Annotated in this window: 14 protein-coding genes; 10 read left to right on the forward strand and 4 right to left on the reverse strand. The window is 62.2% G+C overall.

Annotation, left to right across the window (positions count from 1 at the left end; genetic code table 11):
- Positions 1–151 precede the first annotated feature (151 nt).
- The gene (gene rpiA / locus TX24_RS09500; RefSeq protein WP_003195201.1) at positions 152–823 is read right to left on the reverse strand and encodes a ribose-5-phosphate isomerase RpiA; all 672 of its coding nucleotides are present in this window, start codon (positions 821–823) and stop codon (positions 152–154) included.
- Between the two features lie 138 nt (positions 824–961).
- Here rpiA and ilvA point away from each other — a divergent pair, with 138 nt between their 5' ends.
- Both ilvA and TX24_RS09510 read left to right on the forward strand, forming a co-directional pair.
- Positions 962–2,476 carry a threonine ammonia-lyase, biosynthetic gene (ilvA, locus tag TX24_RS09505; protein ID WP_003195199.1) on the forward strand — a complete coding sequence of 505 codons (1,515 nt, stop codon included), beginning with the start codon at positions 962–964 and terminating at the stop codon, positions 2,474–2,476.
- 40 nt (positions 2,477–2,516) lie between these two features.
- The gene (locus tag TX24_RS09510) at positions 2,517–2,930 is read left to right on the forward strand and encodes a DUF2269 family protein (protein ID WP_034134006.1); all 414 of its coding nucleotides are present in this window, start codon (positions 2,517–2,519) and stop codon (positions 2,928–2,930) included.
- Between the two features lie 105 nt (positions 2,931–3,035).
- On the opposite strand, the gene TX24_RS09515 is transcribed toward TX24_RS09510, so the two are convergent.
- A complete protein-coding gene (locus TX24_RS09515) occupies positions 3,036–3,692 on the reverse strand; it encodes a histidinol-phosphatase (protein ID WP_057710227.1) in 657 nt (218 codons plus the stop codon).
- Between the two features lie 143 nt (positions 3,693–3,835).
- Between TX24_RS09515 and TX24_RS09520 the strand changes: the two genes are divergently transcribed.
- Entirely contained in the window at positions 3,836–4,315 is a 480-nt protein-coding gene (locus TX24_RS09520; RefSeq protein WP_003176750.1) for an RNA pyrophosphohydrolase, read from the forward strand.
- A gap of 22 nt (positions 4,316–4,337) precedes the next feature.
- A complete protein-coding gene (ptsP, locus tag TX24_RS09525) occupies positions 4,338–6,617 on the forward strand; it encodes a phosphoenolpyruvate--protein phosphotransferase (protein ID WP_003195193.1) in 2,280 nt (759 codons plus the stop codon).
- Between the two features lie 230 nt (positions 6,618–6,847).
- On the opposite strand, the gene TX24_RS09530 is transcribed toward ptsP, so the two are convergent.
- The gene (locus tag TX24_RS09530) at positions 6,848–7,594 is read right to left on the reverse strand and encodes an NRDE family protein (protein ID WP_057710228.1); all 747 of its coding nucleotides are present in this window, start codon (positions 7,592–7,594) and stop codon (positions 6,848–6,850) included.
- Between the two features lie 216 nt (positions 7,595–7,810).
- Here TX24_RS09530 and lgt point away from each other — a divergent pair, with 216 nt between their 5' ends.
- Entirely contained in the window at positions 7,811–8,623 is an 813-nt protein-coding gene (gene lgt / locus TX24_RS09535; RefSeq protein WP_057710229.1) for a prolipoprotein diacylglyceryl transferase, read from the forward strand.
- 51 nt (positions 8,624–8,674) lie between these two features.
- Positions 8,675–9,508, forward strand: a complete 834-nt coding sequence (locus TX24_RS09540; RefSeq protein WP_014720362.1) for a thymidylate synthase — start codon at positions 8,675–8,677, stop codon at positions 9,506–9,508.
- Between the two features lie 130 nt (positions 9,509–9,638).
- Here TX24_RS09540 and cadR read toward each other — a convergent pair whose 3' ends face one another.
- Positions 9,639–10,079 carry a Cd(II)/Pb(II)-responsive transcriptional regulator gene (gene cadR / locus TX24_RS09545; protein WP_003195185.1) on the reverse strand — a complete coding sequence of 147 codons (441 nt, stop codon included), beginning with the start codon at positions 10,077–10,079 and terminating at the stop codon, positions 9,639–9,641.
- An 85-nt stretch (positions 10,080–10,164) separates the two neighbouring features.
- Here cadR and TX24_RS09550 point away from each other — a divergent pair, with 85 nt between their 5' ends.
- The 4 genes from TX24_RS09550 to TX24_RS09565 all read left to right on the forward strand — a co-directional run bounded on the left by TX24_RS09550 (position 10,165) and on the right by TX24_RS09565 (position 16,324).
- Positions 10,165–12,453: a heavy metal translocating P-type ATPase gene (locus tag TX24_RS09550; protein WP_057710230.1), complete on the forward strand. Its 2,289-nt coding sequence runs from the start codon at positions 10,165–10,167 to the stop codon at positions 12,451–12,453.
- Positions 12,454–12,469: 16 nt separating this feature from the next.
- Positions 12,470–13,333 carry a LysR family transcriptional regulator gene (locus TX24_RS09555; protein ID WP_044269645.1) on the forward strand — a complete coding sequence of 288 codons (864 nt, stop codon included), beginning with the start codon at positions 12,470–12,472 and terminating at the stop codon, positions 13,331–13,333.
- 212 nt (positions 13,334–13,545) lie between these two features.
- On the forward strand, positions 13,546–14,610 hold the full coding sequence (locus tag TX24_RS09560; RefSeq protein ID WP_003195180.1) for a putative 2-aminoethylphosphonate ABC transporter ATP-binding protein: 1,065 nt from the start codon (positions 13,546–13,548) through the stop codon (positions 14,608–14,610).
- Position 14,611: 1 nt separating this feature from the next.
- On the forward strand, positions 14,612–16,324 hold the full coding sequence (locus tag TX24_RS09565; protein ID WP_057710231.1) for a putative 2-aminoethylphosphonate ABC transporter permease subunit: 1,713 nt from the start codon (positions 14,612–14,614) through the stop codon (positions 16,322–16,324).
- Positions 16,325–16,339 lie beyond the last annotated feature (15 nt).

Here is a 16,339-nt window from a genome sequence, read left to right on the forward strand (position 1 = left end):
AGGAGTGCTGCGAAAAGTAGCGTTTTTGTTACATCGCTTTAGAGCCGAGCGCTAACACATGTGGGAGCTGGCTTGCCTGCGATGGCATCGCCTCGGTATCCATTGATACACCGAGTCGTCTGCATCGCGGGCAAGCCCGGCTCCCACAGGGTCAGGCTTTGAGGGTTTTCACGCCTTCCGGGGTACCCAGCAGCAATACATCCGCCGGGCGCGCGGCGAACAGGCCGTTGGTGACCACGCCCACAATGGCGTTGATCTGCGTCTCCAGTTCCACCGGGTTGGTGATCTGCATATTGAACACGTCGAGGATGATGTTGCCGTTATCGGTCAACACGCCTTCGCGGTACACCGGGTCGCCGCCCAGTTTCACCAGCTCGCGGGCCACGTGGCTGCGGGCCATGGGGATGACTTCCACCGGCAGTGGGAACGTGCCCAGCACGGGGACCAGCTTGCTCGCGTCGGCGATGCAAATGAAGGTCTTGGCCACGGCCGCGACAATCTTCTCGCGGGTCAGGGCCGCGCCGCCGCCTTTGATCAGGTTCAGGTGTTCGTCGCTTTCATCGGCGCCGTCGACGTAGAACTCCAGGTCGCTCACGGTGTTGAGCTCGTACACCGGAATGCCATGGCCCTTGAGGCGGGCAGCGGTGGCTTCGGAACTGGCCACGGCGCCGTCGAACGCGCCCTTGTGCTGGGCCAGTGCGTCGATAAAGCAGTTGGCGGTGGAACCGGTGCCGACACCGACGATGCTCTTGTCGTCGAGTTTAGGAAGGATTAAATCGACAGCGGCCTGGGCCACTGCCTGTTTGAGTTGATCCTGGGTCATGCGGGCTCCGGAACGGGCGGGGAATTAACGAGGGCGGCGAGTATAACCCAACAAAACCTCGGGATTCGTGTGGTCGCCCGGCCAAACGCTGGGTTAGACTCCTTGGCCCTGCCCAACCCGTGAAGTAGATGCCTGCCGATGCTTGAACACTACGTCAAAAAAATCCTCACCTCGCGCGTTTACGACATCGCCGTGGAAACCCCCTTGCAGACTGCCCGCCAGCTCTCCGAGCGGCTGGGTAACAAAATTTGGCTCAAGCGCGAAGACTTGCAGCCGGTGTTCTCGTTCAAGATTCGCGGCGCCTACAACAAGCTGACCCAGCTCAGTGCCGAAGAACGTGCACGCGGCGTCGTCACCGCGTCGGCCGGCAACCATGCCCAGGGCCTGGCCCTGGCGGCCAAGGTGCTGGGGGTGAAAGCCACCATCGTGATGCCCAAAACCACCCCGGAGATCAAGGTCGAAGGCGTGCGTTCCCGTGGTGGCAAAGTGGTGTTGCACGGTGATTCCTTCCCGGAAGCCCTGGCCTACTCGCTCAAGCTGGTCGACGAAAAAGGCTACGTGTACATCCACCCCTACGATGATCCGCATACCATTGCCGGGCAGGGCACCGTGGCGATGGAGATCCTGCGCCAGCACCCAGGGCCGCTGGACGCGATTTTCGTACCGGTGGGCGGCGGCGGCCTGATCGCCGGGATTGCGGCGTATGTGAAATACCTGCGCCCGGAAATCAAGATCATCGGCGTGGAGCCGGACGACTCCAACTGCCTGCAAGCCGCCATGGCGGCGGGCGAGCGCGTGGTTTTGCCGACTGTGGGAATCTTCGCCGATGGCGTGGCGGTGGCGCAGATCGGCCAGCATACCTTCGACATCTGCAAAGACTATGTGGACGAAGTGATCACCGTCAGCACCGATGAAATCTGTGCGGCGATCAAGGACATCTACGATGACACCCGCTCCATCACCGAACCGGCCGGTGCGCTGGGTGTGGCCGGGATCAAAAAGTACGTCGAGACCCGTGGCGTCAGCGGCCAGAGCTTTGTCGCCATCGACTCGGGTGCTAACGTCAACTTCGACCGTTTGCGCCATGTGGCCGAGCGCGCCGAGTTGGGTGAAGGTCGTGAGGCCATCATCGCCGTGACCATCCCCGAGCGGCCGGGCAGCTTCAAGGCCTTCTGCGAAGCGGTGGGCAAGCGCCAGATCACCGAATTCAATTACCGCTACCACTCCGGCAGCGAAGCGCACATCTTCGTCGGCGTGCAGACCCACCCGGAGAACGACCCGCGCAGCGCGTTGGTGGCCAGCCTGACCAGCCAGGGTTTCCCGGTGCTGGACCTCACCGAGAACGAACTGGCCAAGTTGCACATCCGCCATATGGTCGGTGGGCATGCGGCCAAAGTCAGCGACGAGTTGGTGTTTCGCTTCGAATTTCCGGAGCGACCGGGGGCGTTGTTCAACTTTCTCCACAAGCTCGGCGGGCGCTGGAACATCTCGATGTTCCACTACCGCAACCACGGCGCGGCTGACGGCCGAGTGGTGGCGGGCTTGCAAGTGCCGGCGGACGAGCGCCACCTGGTGCCTGCCGCGTTGGCGCAAATCGGTTACCCGTACTGGGATGAAAGCGAAAACCCGGCTTACCAGCTGTTCCTCGGTTGAGCGACTACGCTGACTGAGCGGCCTAAAAGGAATAGAGACCATGGAAACGCTGACCACCCTCAAGGTGATCCACATCACCGCCACCGTATTGCTGCTGCTCAGCGGCCTGGGCCTGGCTGTATTGGCGTGGCGTAAACGCAGCGCCGGCCCGTCTGCGACCGTGCAACGCCCCTGGGCATTTATATGGCTGCTGATGGGGATATGCCTGGTGAGCATGCCGTTCACCGGCTGGTGGCTGGTGCACCTGCTCGGCTGGCCATTGGGGCAAACCTGGATCTTGGGCTCCAGCATCCTCTACACCGTGGCGGCGCTGGCCTGGTTCTGGCTGGTGGCGCGGCTCAATCGGCTGCGCAAGGGCGAGGGCGGGAGCCTGAATTTCACCCTGGTGCTGGCGGTGGTCAGCCTGGTGGGGTTTGTGGCGATTGCAGGGCTCATGGGCGCCAAGCCGGTTTGAAACCGCGTCGCCTTTATCGCAGGCAAGCCAGCTCCCACATTTGACCGAGTTCCAACATGAGAACAGGGTCAAAATGTGGGAGCTGGCTTGCCTGCGATAGCATTCTCAGCTGCGCAGCGTAATCACCGGCCAGCCACGCTTTTCAGCCTCAGCGCGCAAATTCGGATCCGGATCCACTGCCACCGGGTGAGTCACCTGCTCCAACAACGGCAAATCATTCATCGAATCGCTGTAGAAGTAGCTGTCTTCCAGGCTATAACCGGTTTCTTCCAACCAACGGTTCAAACGCGTCACCTTGCCCTCGCGAAAGCACGGCACATCAGTGCTGCGCCCGGTATAGCGGCCGTCCACCATTTCGCACTCGGTGGCGATCAAGGTCTCGACGCCCAGGCGTGCGGCAATCGGCGCGGTGACGAAGCGGTTGGTGGCGGTGATGATCACCAGCTTGTCACCGGCGGCGCGGTGCTTGGCCAGCAGCTCGACGGCCTTGGGGAGCATGATGGGCTCGATGCAGTCGCGCATGTAGTCGTTGTGCCACGCGTCCAGCTGGGCCATCTCGGTGCGGCCGAGGATTTCCAGGCAGAAGTTCAAGTAGGCGGCGTTATCCAGCGTGCCGGCCAGGTAGTCCTGGTAGAACTCATCGTTGCGGGCCTTGTAGGCCACCGGGTCGAGAAAACCGCGTTCACACAGGTAATCGCCCCAGGCGTGATCGCTGTCACCGCCCAGAAGGGTATTGTCCAAGTCGAATAAGGCCAGGCGCATTGCAGTTACTCGCTGAAAAGTCTGTAAAAAGGCGTCCAGAATACGGTCTTTTCACAAGAGTGCACATAAGGTAAGAAGCCTCGTTGCCGCTGGAACAACCTTTGTGGAACAATGCGGCGATATGCGTTTGCGAGGTTGTTGCCGTGATCGACCCCGATGGTTTCCGTCCTAATGTCGGCATTATTCTGACGAATGATGCCGGACAGGTGCTATGGGCTCGCCGAATCAACCAAGATGCCTGGCAGTTTCCTCAAGGTGGAATCAACCCCGACGAAACCCCTGAAGACGCCTTGTACCGTGAGTTGAACGAAGAAGTCGGCCTTGAGCGCGAAGATGTGCAAATTCTGGCCTGTACCCGTGGCTGGTTGCGCTATCGTTTGCCGCAACGCCTGGTGCGTACCCACAGCCAACCGCTGTGCATCGGCCAGAAGCAGAAATGGTTTCTTTTGCGCCTGATCTCCAACGAGCAGCGGGTGCGGATGGATTTGACCGGTAAACCGGAGTTCGATGGCTGGCGCTGGGTCAGCTATTGGTATCCGTTGGGCCAGGTGGTGACATTCAAGCGCGAGGTTTATCGTCGCGCTCTCAAAGAGCTTGCCCCGCGCCTTTTAGCGCGCGACTGACGACGGAGTTCGACCCCGAGCCATGCTCAATACGCTGCGCAAGATCGTCCAGGAAGTTAACTCCGCCAAGGATCTCAAGGCGGCGTTGGGGATTATTGTGTTGCGCGTCAAGGAAGCCATGGGCAGCCAGGTCTGCTCGGTTTACCTGCTGGACCCCGAGACCAACCGTTTTGTGCTGATGGCCACGGAGGGCTTGAACAAGCGCTCCATCGGCAAGGTCAGCATGGCGCCCAATGAAGGTCTGGTGGGCCTGGTGGGGACGCGTGAAGAACCCCTGAACCTCGAAAACGCGGCCGATCACCCGCGTTATCGCTACTTTGCCGAAACCGGCGAAGAGCGCTACGCCTCGTTCCTTGGCGCACCGATCATTCACCACCGCCGCGTTGTCGGCGTGTTGGTCATCCAGCAAAAAGAGCGTCGCCAGTTCGACGAAGGCGAAGAAGCCTTCCTGGTGACCATGAGCGCGCAACTGGCCGGGGTTATTGCCCACGCCGAAGCGACCGGCTCGATTCGCGGCCTGGGACGCCAGGGCAAGGGTATCCAGGAAGCCAAGTTTGTCGGTGTCCCGGGTTCGCCAGGCGCTGCGGTGGGTACCGCGGTGGTCATGCTGCCGCCCGCCGACCTCGATGTGGTGCCGGACAAGAGCGTCAGTGACATCGACGCCGAGATCAAACTGTTCAAGACCGCCCTCGAAGGCGTGCGCGCCGACATGCGCAACCTGTCGACCAAGCTGGCGACCCAGCTGCGCCCCGAAGAGCGTGCGCTGTTCGACGTGTACCAGATGATGCTCGACGACGCGTCCCTGGGTAACGAAGTCAAGACCGTGATCAAGACCGGCCAGTGGGCCCAGGGCGCGTTGCGCCAGGTGGTCACCGATCACGTCAACCGTTTCGAAATGATGGACGACGCCTACCTGCGCGAGCGGGCGTCGGATGTGCGCGACCTGGGTCGCCGTCTGTTGGCGTACTTGCAGGAAGACCGCAGCACCAACATGGTCTTCCCCGATAACACCATTTTAGTCAGTGAAGAATTGACCGCCACCCAGCTTGGCGAAGTGCCTGAAGGCAAGCTGGTGGGCCTGGTGTCGGTATTGGGTTCGGGTAACTCCCACGTGGCGATCCTGGCCCGGGCCATGGGTATCCCGACGGTGATGGGCCTGGTAGACCTGCCGTATTCCAAGGTCGATGGCATCGACATGATCGTCGACGGGCATCGCGGCGAGGTGTTCACCAACCCCAGCGACGTGCTGCGCAAGCAATACGCCGAGGTGGTGGAAGAAGAGAAGCAACTGGCCCAGGGCCTGGATTCGTTGCGCGAGCTGCCGTGTGTGACCCCCGATGGCCACCGCGTACCGCTGCTGGTCAACACCGGCCTGCTGGCGGATGTAGCCCGTGCGCAGCAACGCGGTGCCGAAGGGGTGGGGCTGTACCGCACCGAAGTGCCGTTCATGATCAACCAGCGTTTCCCGAGCGAGAAGGAGCAGCTGGCGATTTATCGCGAGCAACTGCAAGCCTTCCACCCGTTACCGGTGACGATGCGCAGCCTGGATATTGGCGGCGACAAGTCACTGTCCTATTTCCCGATCAAGGAAGACAACCCCTTCCTTGGCTGGCGTGGCATCCGCGTTACCCTCGACCATCCCGAAATCTTCCTCGTCCAGACCCGCGCCATGCTCAAGGCCAGCGAGGGCTTGAACAACCTGCGCATCCTGCTGCCGATGATCTCCGGCACCCATGAACTGGAAGAAGCCCTGCACCTGATCCACCGTGCCTGGGGCGAAGTGCGCGACGAAGGCGCCGATGTGCCGATGCCGCCGATTGGGGTGATGATCGAAATCCCGGCGGCGGTGTACCAGGCCAAGGAACTGGCGCGGCAGGTGGACTTCCTGTCGGTGGGCTCCAACGACCTGACCCAGTACCTGCTGGCCGTGGACCGTAACAACCCACGGGTGGCCGACCTCTACGACTACCTGCACCCAGCGGTGCTGCAAGCGCTGCAACACGTGGTGCGCGACGCCCATGCCGAAGGCAAACCGGTGAGTATCTGCGGCGAAATGGCCGGCGACCCCGCGGCGGCGGTGCTGTTGATGGCGATGGGTTTTGACAGCCTGTCGATGAACGCCACCAACTTGCCGAAAGTGAAGTGGATGCTGCGCCAGGTGGAGTTGAGCAGGGCCAAGGATTTGCTCGCCGAGTTGATGACCATCGACAACCCGCAAGTTATCCACAGCTCGCTGCAACTGGCGTTGAAGAACCTGGGGTTGACCCGGATGATCAACCCGGCCTCGGCCAAAACCCTGTAGGAGCGAGCTTCTAGCAGATCGTTCCCGCGCTCTGCGTGGGAAGGCAGCCCTGGACGCTCCGCGTCGGCTTTTAGAGCGTGACGCAGAGCGTCACAAGAGGCGTTTCCACGCAGAGCGTGGGAACGATCAAAGACCGAGGCGCCTTCATCGCAGGCAAGCCAGCTCCCACCTGTGGAATGCATTCACCTGTGGGAGCTGGCTTGCCTGCGATAGCGGTGGTCCAAGCAGCGCTAAAACATCAGGTCCACCTCACCCAGCCGCCCCCCGTGCGGGCCAAAGCTGCGCTCCAGCATCCGCCGCGTCCCATCGGCATTCACAATCAGCGCCGTGCTCGCCCGTGTCCCGTAACTGGGGCTGGCGATAAACACGCTCGACAGCAGGCTTTCAGTCGCCAGGCCTACGCCGGTGTCCGGCAGCTCGGCAAACGGCGCGGTCTGCGGGTCGCTCAGAATCTCCAATAGGGCCTCCGGCTCGGGGTTCTCCAGCACTGCGCTGAACGCCGCCTTGGCCTTTAGCAACTTCGGCCAGGGCGTATCCAGCCCGGCATTGGATAACCCGTACACCCCAGCCTTCAGCAACGTCGGCTCGGTGTCATTGGCGTTGTAGTGCCACAGCTCATCCCGCGTGCCCACCAGCAGGTTAAACCCGGCATATTCAATCGAGCGGCCATTCACATCGGCCAAATAATCATCAATCGGCAGCGAACCAATGAGAAACCGCGCGACCAGCTCGCCACGAGACTTGCGTGCCGGTGGCTGGTGCGGGTCGCGGATGTTGGTCAAGGCGGCAAAGCGCCCATCCGCGTTCACCCCCAGCCAGGTGCCCCCGGCCTCCTGATCGCGACCGGCATAGACCTGGGGCGCATCCGCCCACTGGGCCAGCGGCAGGCTGGGGCGGGCGTAGAACTCATCGCGGTTGGCCGCGACGATCAGTGGCTGGGCATGGCCCGGTCGCCAGGCGAAAACAATCAGGCACATCGGGTGACCCCTTTTGTGTTTTTGCCACTCTACCCACAGACGCGCAGGTGTTCCATCGTCTCGAAGTTGGGCCGCGCACCTCTGATCCGTTAACATGCCGGGCTGTTTGGTGTGTATGTGAACTTCTTAATTTGATCTCGCAGCTGTAACGCAGGCTTAATCGCACATCGGCATGGTCCGGTGCGTCATGACTAAATGTTTTAACGAGGAGTCGCAATGCTGCCTTACCCGCAGATCGACCCGGTGGCCCTGGCCATCGGTCCGCTGAAAATCCATTGGTACGGGTTGATGTACCTGATCGGCATCGGCGGTGCCTGGCTGCTGGCTTCCCGGCGCCTGAATCGTTTCGACCCGACCTGGACCAAGGAAAAGCTCTCCGACATGGTGTTCTGGATGTCGATGGGCGTGATCGTCGGCGGGCGCCTGGGGTACGTGCTGTTCTACGATCTGTCTGCGTATCTCGCCAACCCGACCCTGATCTTCGAAGTGTGGAAGGGCGGCATGGCGTTCCACGGCGGGTTTATCGGCGTGATGATCGCCGCCTGGTGGTTTGGCCGGCGCAATGGCAAGTCGTTCTTCCAGCTGATGGACTTCGTCGCCCCCTTCGTGCCGATTGGCCTGGGCGCCGGGCGCATTGGTAACTTTATCAACGCCGAGCTGTGGGGCAAGCCGACCGACGTGCCGTGGGCGATGGTGTTCCCGGCGTTCAGCGACCCGGCGCAACTGCCGCGCCACCCGTCGCAGCTGTACCAGTTTGCGTTGGAAGGTGTGGCACTGTTCCTTATTCTCTACATCTTCTCGCGCAAGCCGCGCCCAACCATGGCCGTGTCGGGCATGTTCGCGCTGTTCTACGGGATTTTCCGCTTCATCGTCGAATTCGTACGGGTACCGGATGCGCAGTTGGGCTACCTGGCATGGGGCTGGCTGACCATGGGTCAGGTGCTTAGCCTGCCGATGATCCTGGCGGGCCTGGGCATGCTGTGGTGGGCGTACAATCGCCCGCAGCCGCTGAAGAACGCCGCGCTTTAAATTCGAATGCCGAGACCAGGAGGTCTTGGCTTCAACGATACGGGTAAAAACATGAAGCAATATCTCGAACTGCTGCAGGACGTCGTGACCAATGGCCTGACCAAGGGCGACCGCACGGGCACCGGCACCAAGGCTGTGTTTGCGCGTCAGTATCGGCATAACCTGGCCGACGGCTTCCCGCTGCTGACCACCAAGAAGCTGCACTTCAAAAGCATCGCCAACGAACTGATCTGGATGTTGAGCGGCAACACCAACATCAAGTGGCTCAACGAAAATGGCGTGAAGATCTGGGACGAATGGGCCACCGAAGACGGCGACCTGGGCCCGGTGTACGGCGAGCAGTGGACCGCCTGGCCGACCAAGGACGGCGGCACGATCAACCAGATCGACTACATGGTGCACACGCTCAAGACCAACCCCAACAGCCGTCGCATCCTGTTCCACGGCTGGAACGTCGAATACCTGCCGGACGAAACCCAGAGCCCGCAGGAGAACGCGCGTAACGGCAAGCAAGCCCTGCCGCCATGCCATTTGCTGTACCAGGCGTTCGTGCATGACGGCCATCTGTCGATGCAGCTGTATATCCGCAGCTCCGACGTGTTCCTGGGCCTGCCGTACAACACTGCCGCGCTGGCGTTGCTGACCCACATGCTGGCCCAGCAGTGCGACCTGATCCCCCACGAGATCATCGTCACTACCGGCGACACCCACGCCTACAGCAACCACATGGAGCAGATCCAGACCCAGTTGGCGCGTACGCCGAAAAAACTGCCGGAACTGGTGATCAAGCGTAAGCCTGCGTCGATCTACGACTATAAGTTCGAAGACTTCGAAATCGTGGGCTACGACGCCGACCCGAGCATCAAGGCTGACGTGGCTATCTAAAGCCTTATTCGGTGAAAAACTGTGGGAGCTGGCTTGCCTGCGATGGCAGAGTGTCAGGCGACATCAATGTTGCTGGTCCACCGCTATCGCAGGCAAGCCAGCTCCCACATGGGTTCGGTGTTCACTTGGGTTAGTGGCCGTGGCTTCTGCCCACATGCGAAGGCTCGGCCTCGCTGGCCGCAATCCCTCCGCTGACCTCCAACTGCTGCAAGATCCCGCACTGGTTCCCACCGCCGCAACGTTGGCGCAGGTCCAGCAGTTGTTCCTGCAAGGCCAACAATCCGTCGATCCGCGCTTTCACATGATGGATATGCTCGTCGATCAACGCATTCACGCTTTCGCACTGGTCCTGGGGGCTGTCGCGTAGCCCCAGCAGGCTGCGGATTTCTTCGAGGGTCATGTCCAGGCTGCGGCAGTTGCGGATAAAGGTCAGCCGCTCGGTGTGCGCCTGGGTGTACACGCGGTAGTTGCCATCGGTGCGGGCCGGGGGCGGCAGCAGGTTTTCCTTCTCGTAATAACGGATGGTTTCCACCGGGCAATCGGTGAGTTTGGCCAGTTCGCCGATCTTCATCGCAGCAATCTCCAAATGGGTGCTTGACCCTATAGTGGCTACAGGGTCTTTACTTGGCAACAGGCACCTTTACGGACGCGACCTGATGAGCCACTCCATTCATACCCCGCACAAGCACGACCACAAGCACGATCACGATCACGATCACGGCCATGATCATAAACATGACCATGGGCCCGCCAAACTCACGCCTGTGGATAACCACGGCCATTCCGGCTCCTGCTGCTCCGGCGCTGCCGGGCCCGCCATCGTGACCTTGAGTGAAGCGCCCACCGCCGGCTCGCGCCTGAGCACCTTCCGCATCGAAGCCATGGACTGCCCTACCGAGCAGACGCTGATCCAGAACAAGCTGGGCAAGCTCGCTGGCGTGCAGCAACTGGAATTCAACCTGATCAACCGCATCCTCGGCGTCACCCATGACCTGCCGAACACGGCGCCGATCATCGAGGCAATCAAGTCCATCGGCATGCAGGCCGACCCTATCGAAGAAGGCAGCCCCGCCGCCGCGCCGCCCGCCAAGAAACATTGGTGGCCGTTGGCGGTGTCGGGCGTGGGTGCCCTGGGGGCCGAGGTGTTGCACTTCACCGGCGTGGCGCCCACCTGGGTAATCGCGCTGGTGGCGTTGGTGTCGATCCTCAGCGGCGGCCTTACCACCTACAAGAAGGGCTGGATTGCCCTGAAGAACTTCAACCTCAATATCAATGCCTTGATGAGCATCGCGGTGACGGGCGCGATCCTGATTGGCCAGTGGCCGGAAGCGGCGATGGTGATGTTCCTGTTCACCGTGGCCGAGTTGATTGAGGCCAAGTCCCTGGACCGGGCGCGCAACGCCATCAGCGGCCTGATGCAGATGACCCCGGAACAGGCCACGGTGCGCCAGGCCGACGGTTCCTGGCTGGAAAAAGAGGTCAAAAGCATCGATCTTGGCGCGATTGTCCGAGTAAGACCCGGTGAGCGCATCGGCCTCGACGGTGAGGTCACGGCCGGCCAGTCCACCATCGACCAGGCGCCGATCACCGGGGAAAGCCTGCCGATTGAGAAAACCGTGGGCGATAAGGTGTTTGCCGGCACCATCAACCAGGCCGGCTCCCTGGAGTACAAGGTCACCGCAGCGGCGAACAACTCCACGCTGGCGCGGATCATCCACGCGGTGGAACAGGCTCAAGGCGCACGCGCACCGACCCAGCGCTTTGTCGACAGTTTCTCCAAGGTCTACACCCCGGCCGTCTTCCTGTTTGCCCTCGGTGTGGCGGTGATTCCGCCGCTGTTCATGGCGGGTGTGTGGTTTGACTGGATCTACCGCGCCCTCGTGCTGCTGGTGGTAGCCTGCCCGTGTGCCTTGGTGATCTCCACCCCGGTGACCATTGTCAGCGGCCTGGCAGCTGCGGCGCGCAAAGGCATCCTGATCAAAGGCGGCGTGTACCTGGAGGGCGGCTACAAGCTTGACTACCTGGCCCTCGACAAGACCGGCACCATCACCCATGGCAAACCGGTGCAAACCGATTACCTGCCGCTGTTCCCGAATATCGAAGACAGCGCGCCGGCCCTGGCCGCGAGTTTGGCATCGCGTTCTGACCACCCGGTGTCCCTGGCGATTGCCAACGCGGCTGTGGATAAAAACCTGTCGACTCACGCTGTGGATAACTTCGAAGCCTTGGCCGGGCGTGGTGTGCGGGGTGATATCAACGGCCAGACCTATCACCTGGGTAACCACCGCCTGGTGGAAGACCTCGGCCTGTGTTCCGAGGCCCTGGAAGAAAAACTCTTCGCCCTGGAAAAGCAAGGCAAGTCCGTGGTGTTGCTGCTGGACAAGTCCGGCCCGCTGGCGCTGTTTGCCGTGGCCGACACGGTCAAGGAGAGCAGCCGCGAAGCCATCCAGCAATTACACGACCTGGGCATCAAGACCCTGATGCTCACCGGCGATAACACCCACACCGCCCAGGCCATTGCGGCCCAGGTCGGCATCGACCAGGCCCAGGGCGACCTGTTGCCCACCGACAAACTGCAAGCCATCGAAACCCTCTACGGCCAGGGCCATCGGGTGGGCATGGTCGGTGACGGTATCAACGACGCCCCGGCCCTGGCCCGTGCCGAGATCGGCTTTGCCATGGCCGCGGCGGGCACCGACACGGCGATCGAGACCGCCGACGTGGCGCTGATGGACGATGATTTGCGCAAGATTCCGGCTTTCATTCGGTTGTCGCGGCAAACGTCGAGTATCCTCAAGCAGAACATCGCCCTGGCGCTGGTGATCAAGGCGATCTTCCTGGCCGTCACGTTCATGGGCATGGCGACCATGTGGATGGCGGTCTTCGCCGACATGGGCGTGAGCCTGCTGGTGGTGTTCAATGGCCTGCGCCTGGTGCGCAAATAGCGGATGAGAGGGTGGTGTGCTGAGTGCTGAGTTAAAGGCGTTTTTCATGGTCGCCCGCCTGGGCAGCATTACCCAGGCGGCGAAGAAACTCGGCTTGAGCCAGCCCACGGTGACCACCCAGATTCGCAACCTGGAAAGCCACTACGGCGTCGAGTTGTTCTACCGTGGCGGCCGCCGCCTCACCGTCAGCGACGAAGGCGCGCGGCTATTGCCGATGGTCAAGGCGCTGTTGCAGCAGGAAGCGGATATCGAGTTTTTCCTGCGCAACAACGGCCAGGTCCAGGGCGCGCTGAGGATTGCCGCAACGGCGCCGTATTACATCCTCGATCTGGTCAAAGCCTTTCGCGAGCGCCTGCCCCAGGTGGAAGTGTCGGTGGAAATTGGCAACTCCCAGCAGGTGCTTGAAGCGCTGGACGATTACCGCGTCGATGTCGCGGCCTCATCGCAATTGCTGGAAGACGCCCGGCTGATCCGCCGCGTGCTGGGCACCGACCCGCTGGTGCTGGCGGTGCACCGCAATCACCCGTTGGCCAAGCTTGATCATGTACCGTTGAGCGCGCTTATCGGGCACACCTTGCTGATGCGTGAAGCGGGCTCCACCACCCGCCGGCTGACGGAAGAGATGTTGAAGAACGCCGGCGTGGGGTACGGGCCGTTGCTGGAGATTGGCAGCCGTGAGTCGATTCGCGAGGCGGTACTGCGCAATATCGGCATCAGCATCATTGCCCGCCAGGAAGTGCCCCATGACCCGCAATTGCGTGTGCTGACCATCGAGAATGCACCGCAGATTCCGGAGTATCTGTATTGCCTCAAGGAGCGCAAAGGTGCGCGCCTGCCGGCGGCTTTCCTTGGCCTGGCCCAGGAAATGTCACCCCTCTGATCGTTCCCACGCTCCGCGTGGGAACGCCGCCCAGGACGCTCCGCGTCCGTGACGCGGAGCGTCACTAGAGACATTCCCACGCAGAGCGTGGGAACGATCATGAGTCCTACACAAATCCACCAATACCACTATCACCTCCTTTTGCCTTTCTGCCACACCAGCTACGCATTGCCTCCCTAGCATGGCCTTCATCCGTTCGATGAGGTGCCACCATGCACACAGCCCTGACCCAACCCGGCGCACCGATGAAAGTGCGCGCAATCCAGAAACGCTTTGGCGCATTCACCGCGCTGGACAACGTCTCCCTGGACGTCGCCGCCGGCGAGCTGGTGTGCCTGCTGGGCCCTTCCGGTTGCGGCAAGACCACACTGCTGCGCTGCATCGCCGGCCTGGAGCGCCAGGACAGCGGTGAGCTTTACCTGGGCGAGCGCGACGTGTCCTTGCTGCCACCCCAGGCGCGGGACTACGGCATCCTGTTTCAGTCCTACGCGTTGTTTCCCAACCTCAGCGTTGAAGCGAACATCGGCTATGGCCTCACCGGCAGCGGCCGCGATGAAGTGCGCAAGCGTGTCGCGCAGATGCTCGAACTGGTCGGCCTGGTGGGCAGCGAAAAGAAGTACCCCGGCCAACTCTCCGGCGGCCAGCAACAGCGCGTCGCCCTGGCCCGCGCACTGGCGCCGGCGCCGTCGTTATTGCTGTTGGATGAGCCGATGTCGGCCCTCGATGCCCGGGTGCGCGAGCACCTGTGCACTGAACTGCGCCAACTGCAGCGGCGCCTGGGCATCACCACCTTGATGGTGACCCACAACCAGGACGAAGCCATGTTGATGGCCGACCGCATTGCCGTGATGAACAACGGCAAGGTCGAGCAGTACGCCACGCCCCAGGAAATCTACGACCGCCCGGCCACGCCGTTCGTGGCGGAGTTTGTCGGCCAGGGCAACTGGTTGCCGTTCAGCCGTAACAGCGCCAGCCATGCCCAGGTGGGTGGGTTGAACATGCGCCTGGCTGAGGACGCGGGTGTCGCCCAGTCCGGCCGCTTGTTCTGCCGCCCGGAAGCCATTTGCGTCAACCCGCCGGTGCATGAAGAAAACCTGTTCCCGGCCAAGGTTCGCGAGATTACCTTCCTCGGCAACCGCTGCCGCATGAGCTTTGAGCTGGAACAATTGCCGGGCCATCCGTTGCTGGCTGAACTGGCGCCGGAAGCCATGCCGCGCCTGGGCGCCCAGGACATCTGGGTGGCGTTGCCGCCGCGCAGCCTGCAGGTGTTTGCCTGAGATGGGGGCTGTGATGACATTGCCGGTACCGCGTCAGGTGTCCCGCGCCGAGTGGGGCGACCGCCTCTTTGTGGTCGGCGGCAAATGGCTCTGGCTGGGCCTGTTGGTGGTGGCGGTGCTGTTGCCGCTGTTGGCGATCTTCTGGCGCGGCTTCAGCGGCGAAGCCGGGCAGGGCGGTGGCCTGGTGGCCGCGCGCGAACTGCTGAGCAGCGCCAACTTCCACTGGTTGCTGGGCAATAGCCTGAAAGTGTCCCTCAGTGTGGCGGCCATCGTCGTGCCGCTGGCCTACTTGTTTGCCTATGCCCTGCAACGCACGCTGATCCCCGGCAAGTCCATCTGGCGCGGCCTGTCCTTGCTGCCATTGATGGCGCCGTCGATGCTGCCGGGCATTGCCCTGGTTTATCTGTTCGGCAACCAGGGCCTGCTGCGGGGTTTGTTCTCGGAGAATATCTACGGTTTCTGGGGCATTGTGCTCGGTGAGGTGATCTACACCTTTCCCCATGCCTTGATGATTTTGCTGTCGGCGTTGTCCCTGGCGGATGCGCGTTTGTTCGACGCCGCTTCTAGCATGGGCGCCAGCCCGGCCCGGGCGTTTCGCAGCATTACCTGGCCGGCCACGCGCCAGGCGGTGTTCGCCGCATTCTGCCTGGTGTTCACCCTGACCATTACCGACTTCGGGGTACCGGTGGTGGTGGGCGGCGATTACCAGGTGCTGGCGCTGGAGGCCTACAAGGCCGTGGTGGGCCAGCAACAGTTCGGTCGCGGCGCGTTGATCGGCATGGTGTTGCTGCTGCCGGCGCTGTTCAGCTTTGGCGTGGATGCCTGGTTGCGCCGTCGGCATGGCGACGCGATGAGCGGCCGCGCCCAGGTGTTCCAGCCAGCGCCATCGCGGCTGCGCGACGGGTGCTACCTGGCCATCGTGCTGCTGATTTGCGCGGCGTTGCTGCTGGTGTTCGGCATGGCGGTGTACTCCTCGCTGGTGAAATTCTGGCCGTACAACCTGTCGCTGTCGCTCAACCACTACCAGTTCGAAGACACCGCTGGCGGCGGCTGGCTGGCCTATCGCAACAGCCTCACCATGGCGTTGTGCACGGCGTTGATCGGCAGCGTGCTGATTTTCACCGGTGCCTACCTGATGGAAAAGACCAAGGGGCAGAAGAACCTCAACCTGGCGCTGCGCATGCTCAGCTTCGTGCCGATGGCCGTGCCGGGCCTGGTCCTGGGGCTGGGCTACGTGTTCTTCTTCAACCTCAACGGCAACCCGCTGCATGTGTTGTACGGCAGCATGGCGTTGCTGGTGGTGTGCACCATTGCCCACTACCTGACCACCGCGCAGATGACCGCGACCACCGCCTTGCGCCAGTTGGACGCCGAGTTCGAAGCCGCCGCCTTGTCCCTCAAGGCACCGTTGTACCGCCATTATCTGCGCGTCACGGTGCCGATCTGCCTGCCGGCGCTGCTGGACATCCTGCGCTACCTGTTTGTGTCGGCGATGACCACCGTGTCTGCCGCGATCTTCCTCTACAGCCCCGACACCATCCTCGCCGCCGTCGCCGTGCTGAACATGGACGACGCCGGCAATGTAGGCGGCGCGGCGGCCATGTCGACCCTGATCCTGTTCACCTCGGCCAGCGTCTCGCTGCTGCTGGCGTGGGCCTCACGTGGCGCGCTGCGCCGCTCCCAAGCCTGGCGCCAGCGCGCACCCGGCCAATAAAACATCCCTGAAGGA

Origin of the sequence: Pseudomonas lactis, assembly GCF_001439845.1 — a bacterium.
GTDB lineage: Bacteria > Pseudomonadota > Gammaproteobacteria > Pseudomonadales > Pseudomonadaceae > Aquipseudomonas > Aquipseudomonas lactis.

What these genes read in the sequence shown, in the direction of transcription:
- rpiA (WP_003195201.1), bottom strand. Translation starts at nt 823, where the DNA reads ATGACCCAGGATCAACTCAAACAGGCAGTGGCCCAGGCCGCTGTCGAT.
- ptsP (WP_003195193.1), top strand. Translation starts at nt 4,338, where the DNA reads ATGCTCAATACGCTGCGCAAGATCGTCCAGGAAGTTAACTCCGCCAAG.
- TX24_RS09540 (WP_014720362.1), top strand. Translation starts at nt 8,675, where the DNA reads ATGAAGCAATATCTCGAACTGCTGCAGGACGTCGTGACCAATGGCCTG.
- lgt (WP_057710229.1), top strand. Translation starts at nt 7,811, where the DNA reads ATGCTGCCTTACCCGCAGATCGACCCGGTGGCCCTGGCCATCGGTCCG.
- TX24_RS09530 (WP_057710228.1), bottom strand. Translation starts at nt 7,594, where the DNA reads ATGTGCCTGATTGTTTTCGCCTGGCGACCGGGCCATGCCCAGCCACTG.
- TX24_RS09510 (WP_034134006.1), top strand. Translation starts at nt 2,517, where the DNA reads ATGGAAACGCTGACCACCCTCAAGGTGATCCACATCACCGCCACCGTA.
- TX24_RS09560 (WP_003195180.1), top strand. Translation starts at nt 13,546, where the DNA reads ATGCACACAGCCCTGACCCAACCCGGCGCACCGATGAAAGTGCGCGCA.
- TX24_RS09550 (WP_057710230.1), top strand. Translation starts at nt 10,165, where the DNA reads ATGAGCCACTCCATTCATACCCCGCACAAGCACGACCACAAGCACGAT.
- TX24_RS09515 (WP_057710227.1), bottom strand. Translation starts at nt 3,692, where the DNA reads ATGCGCCTGGCCTTATTCGACTTGGACAATACCCTTCTGGGCGGTGAC.
- ilvA (WP_003195199.1), top strand. Translation starts at nt 962, where the DNA reads ATGCTTGAACACTACGTCAAAAAAATCCTCACCTCGCGCGTTTACGAC.
- TX24_RS09565 (WP_057710231.1), top strand. Translation starts at nt 14,612, where the DNA reads ATGGGGGCTGTGATGACATTGCCGGTACCGCGTCAGGTGTCCCGCGCC.
- cadR (WP_003195185.1), bottom strand. Translation starts at nt 10,079, where the DNA reads ATGAAGATCGGCGAACTGGCCAAACTCACCGATTGCCCGGTGGAAACC.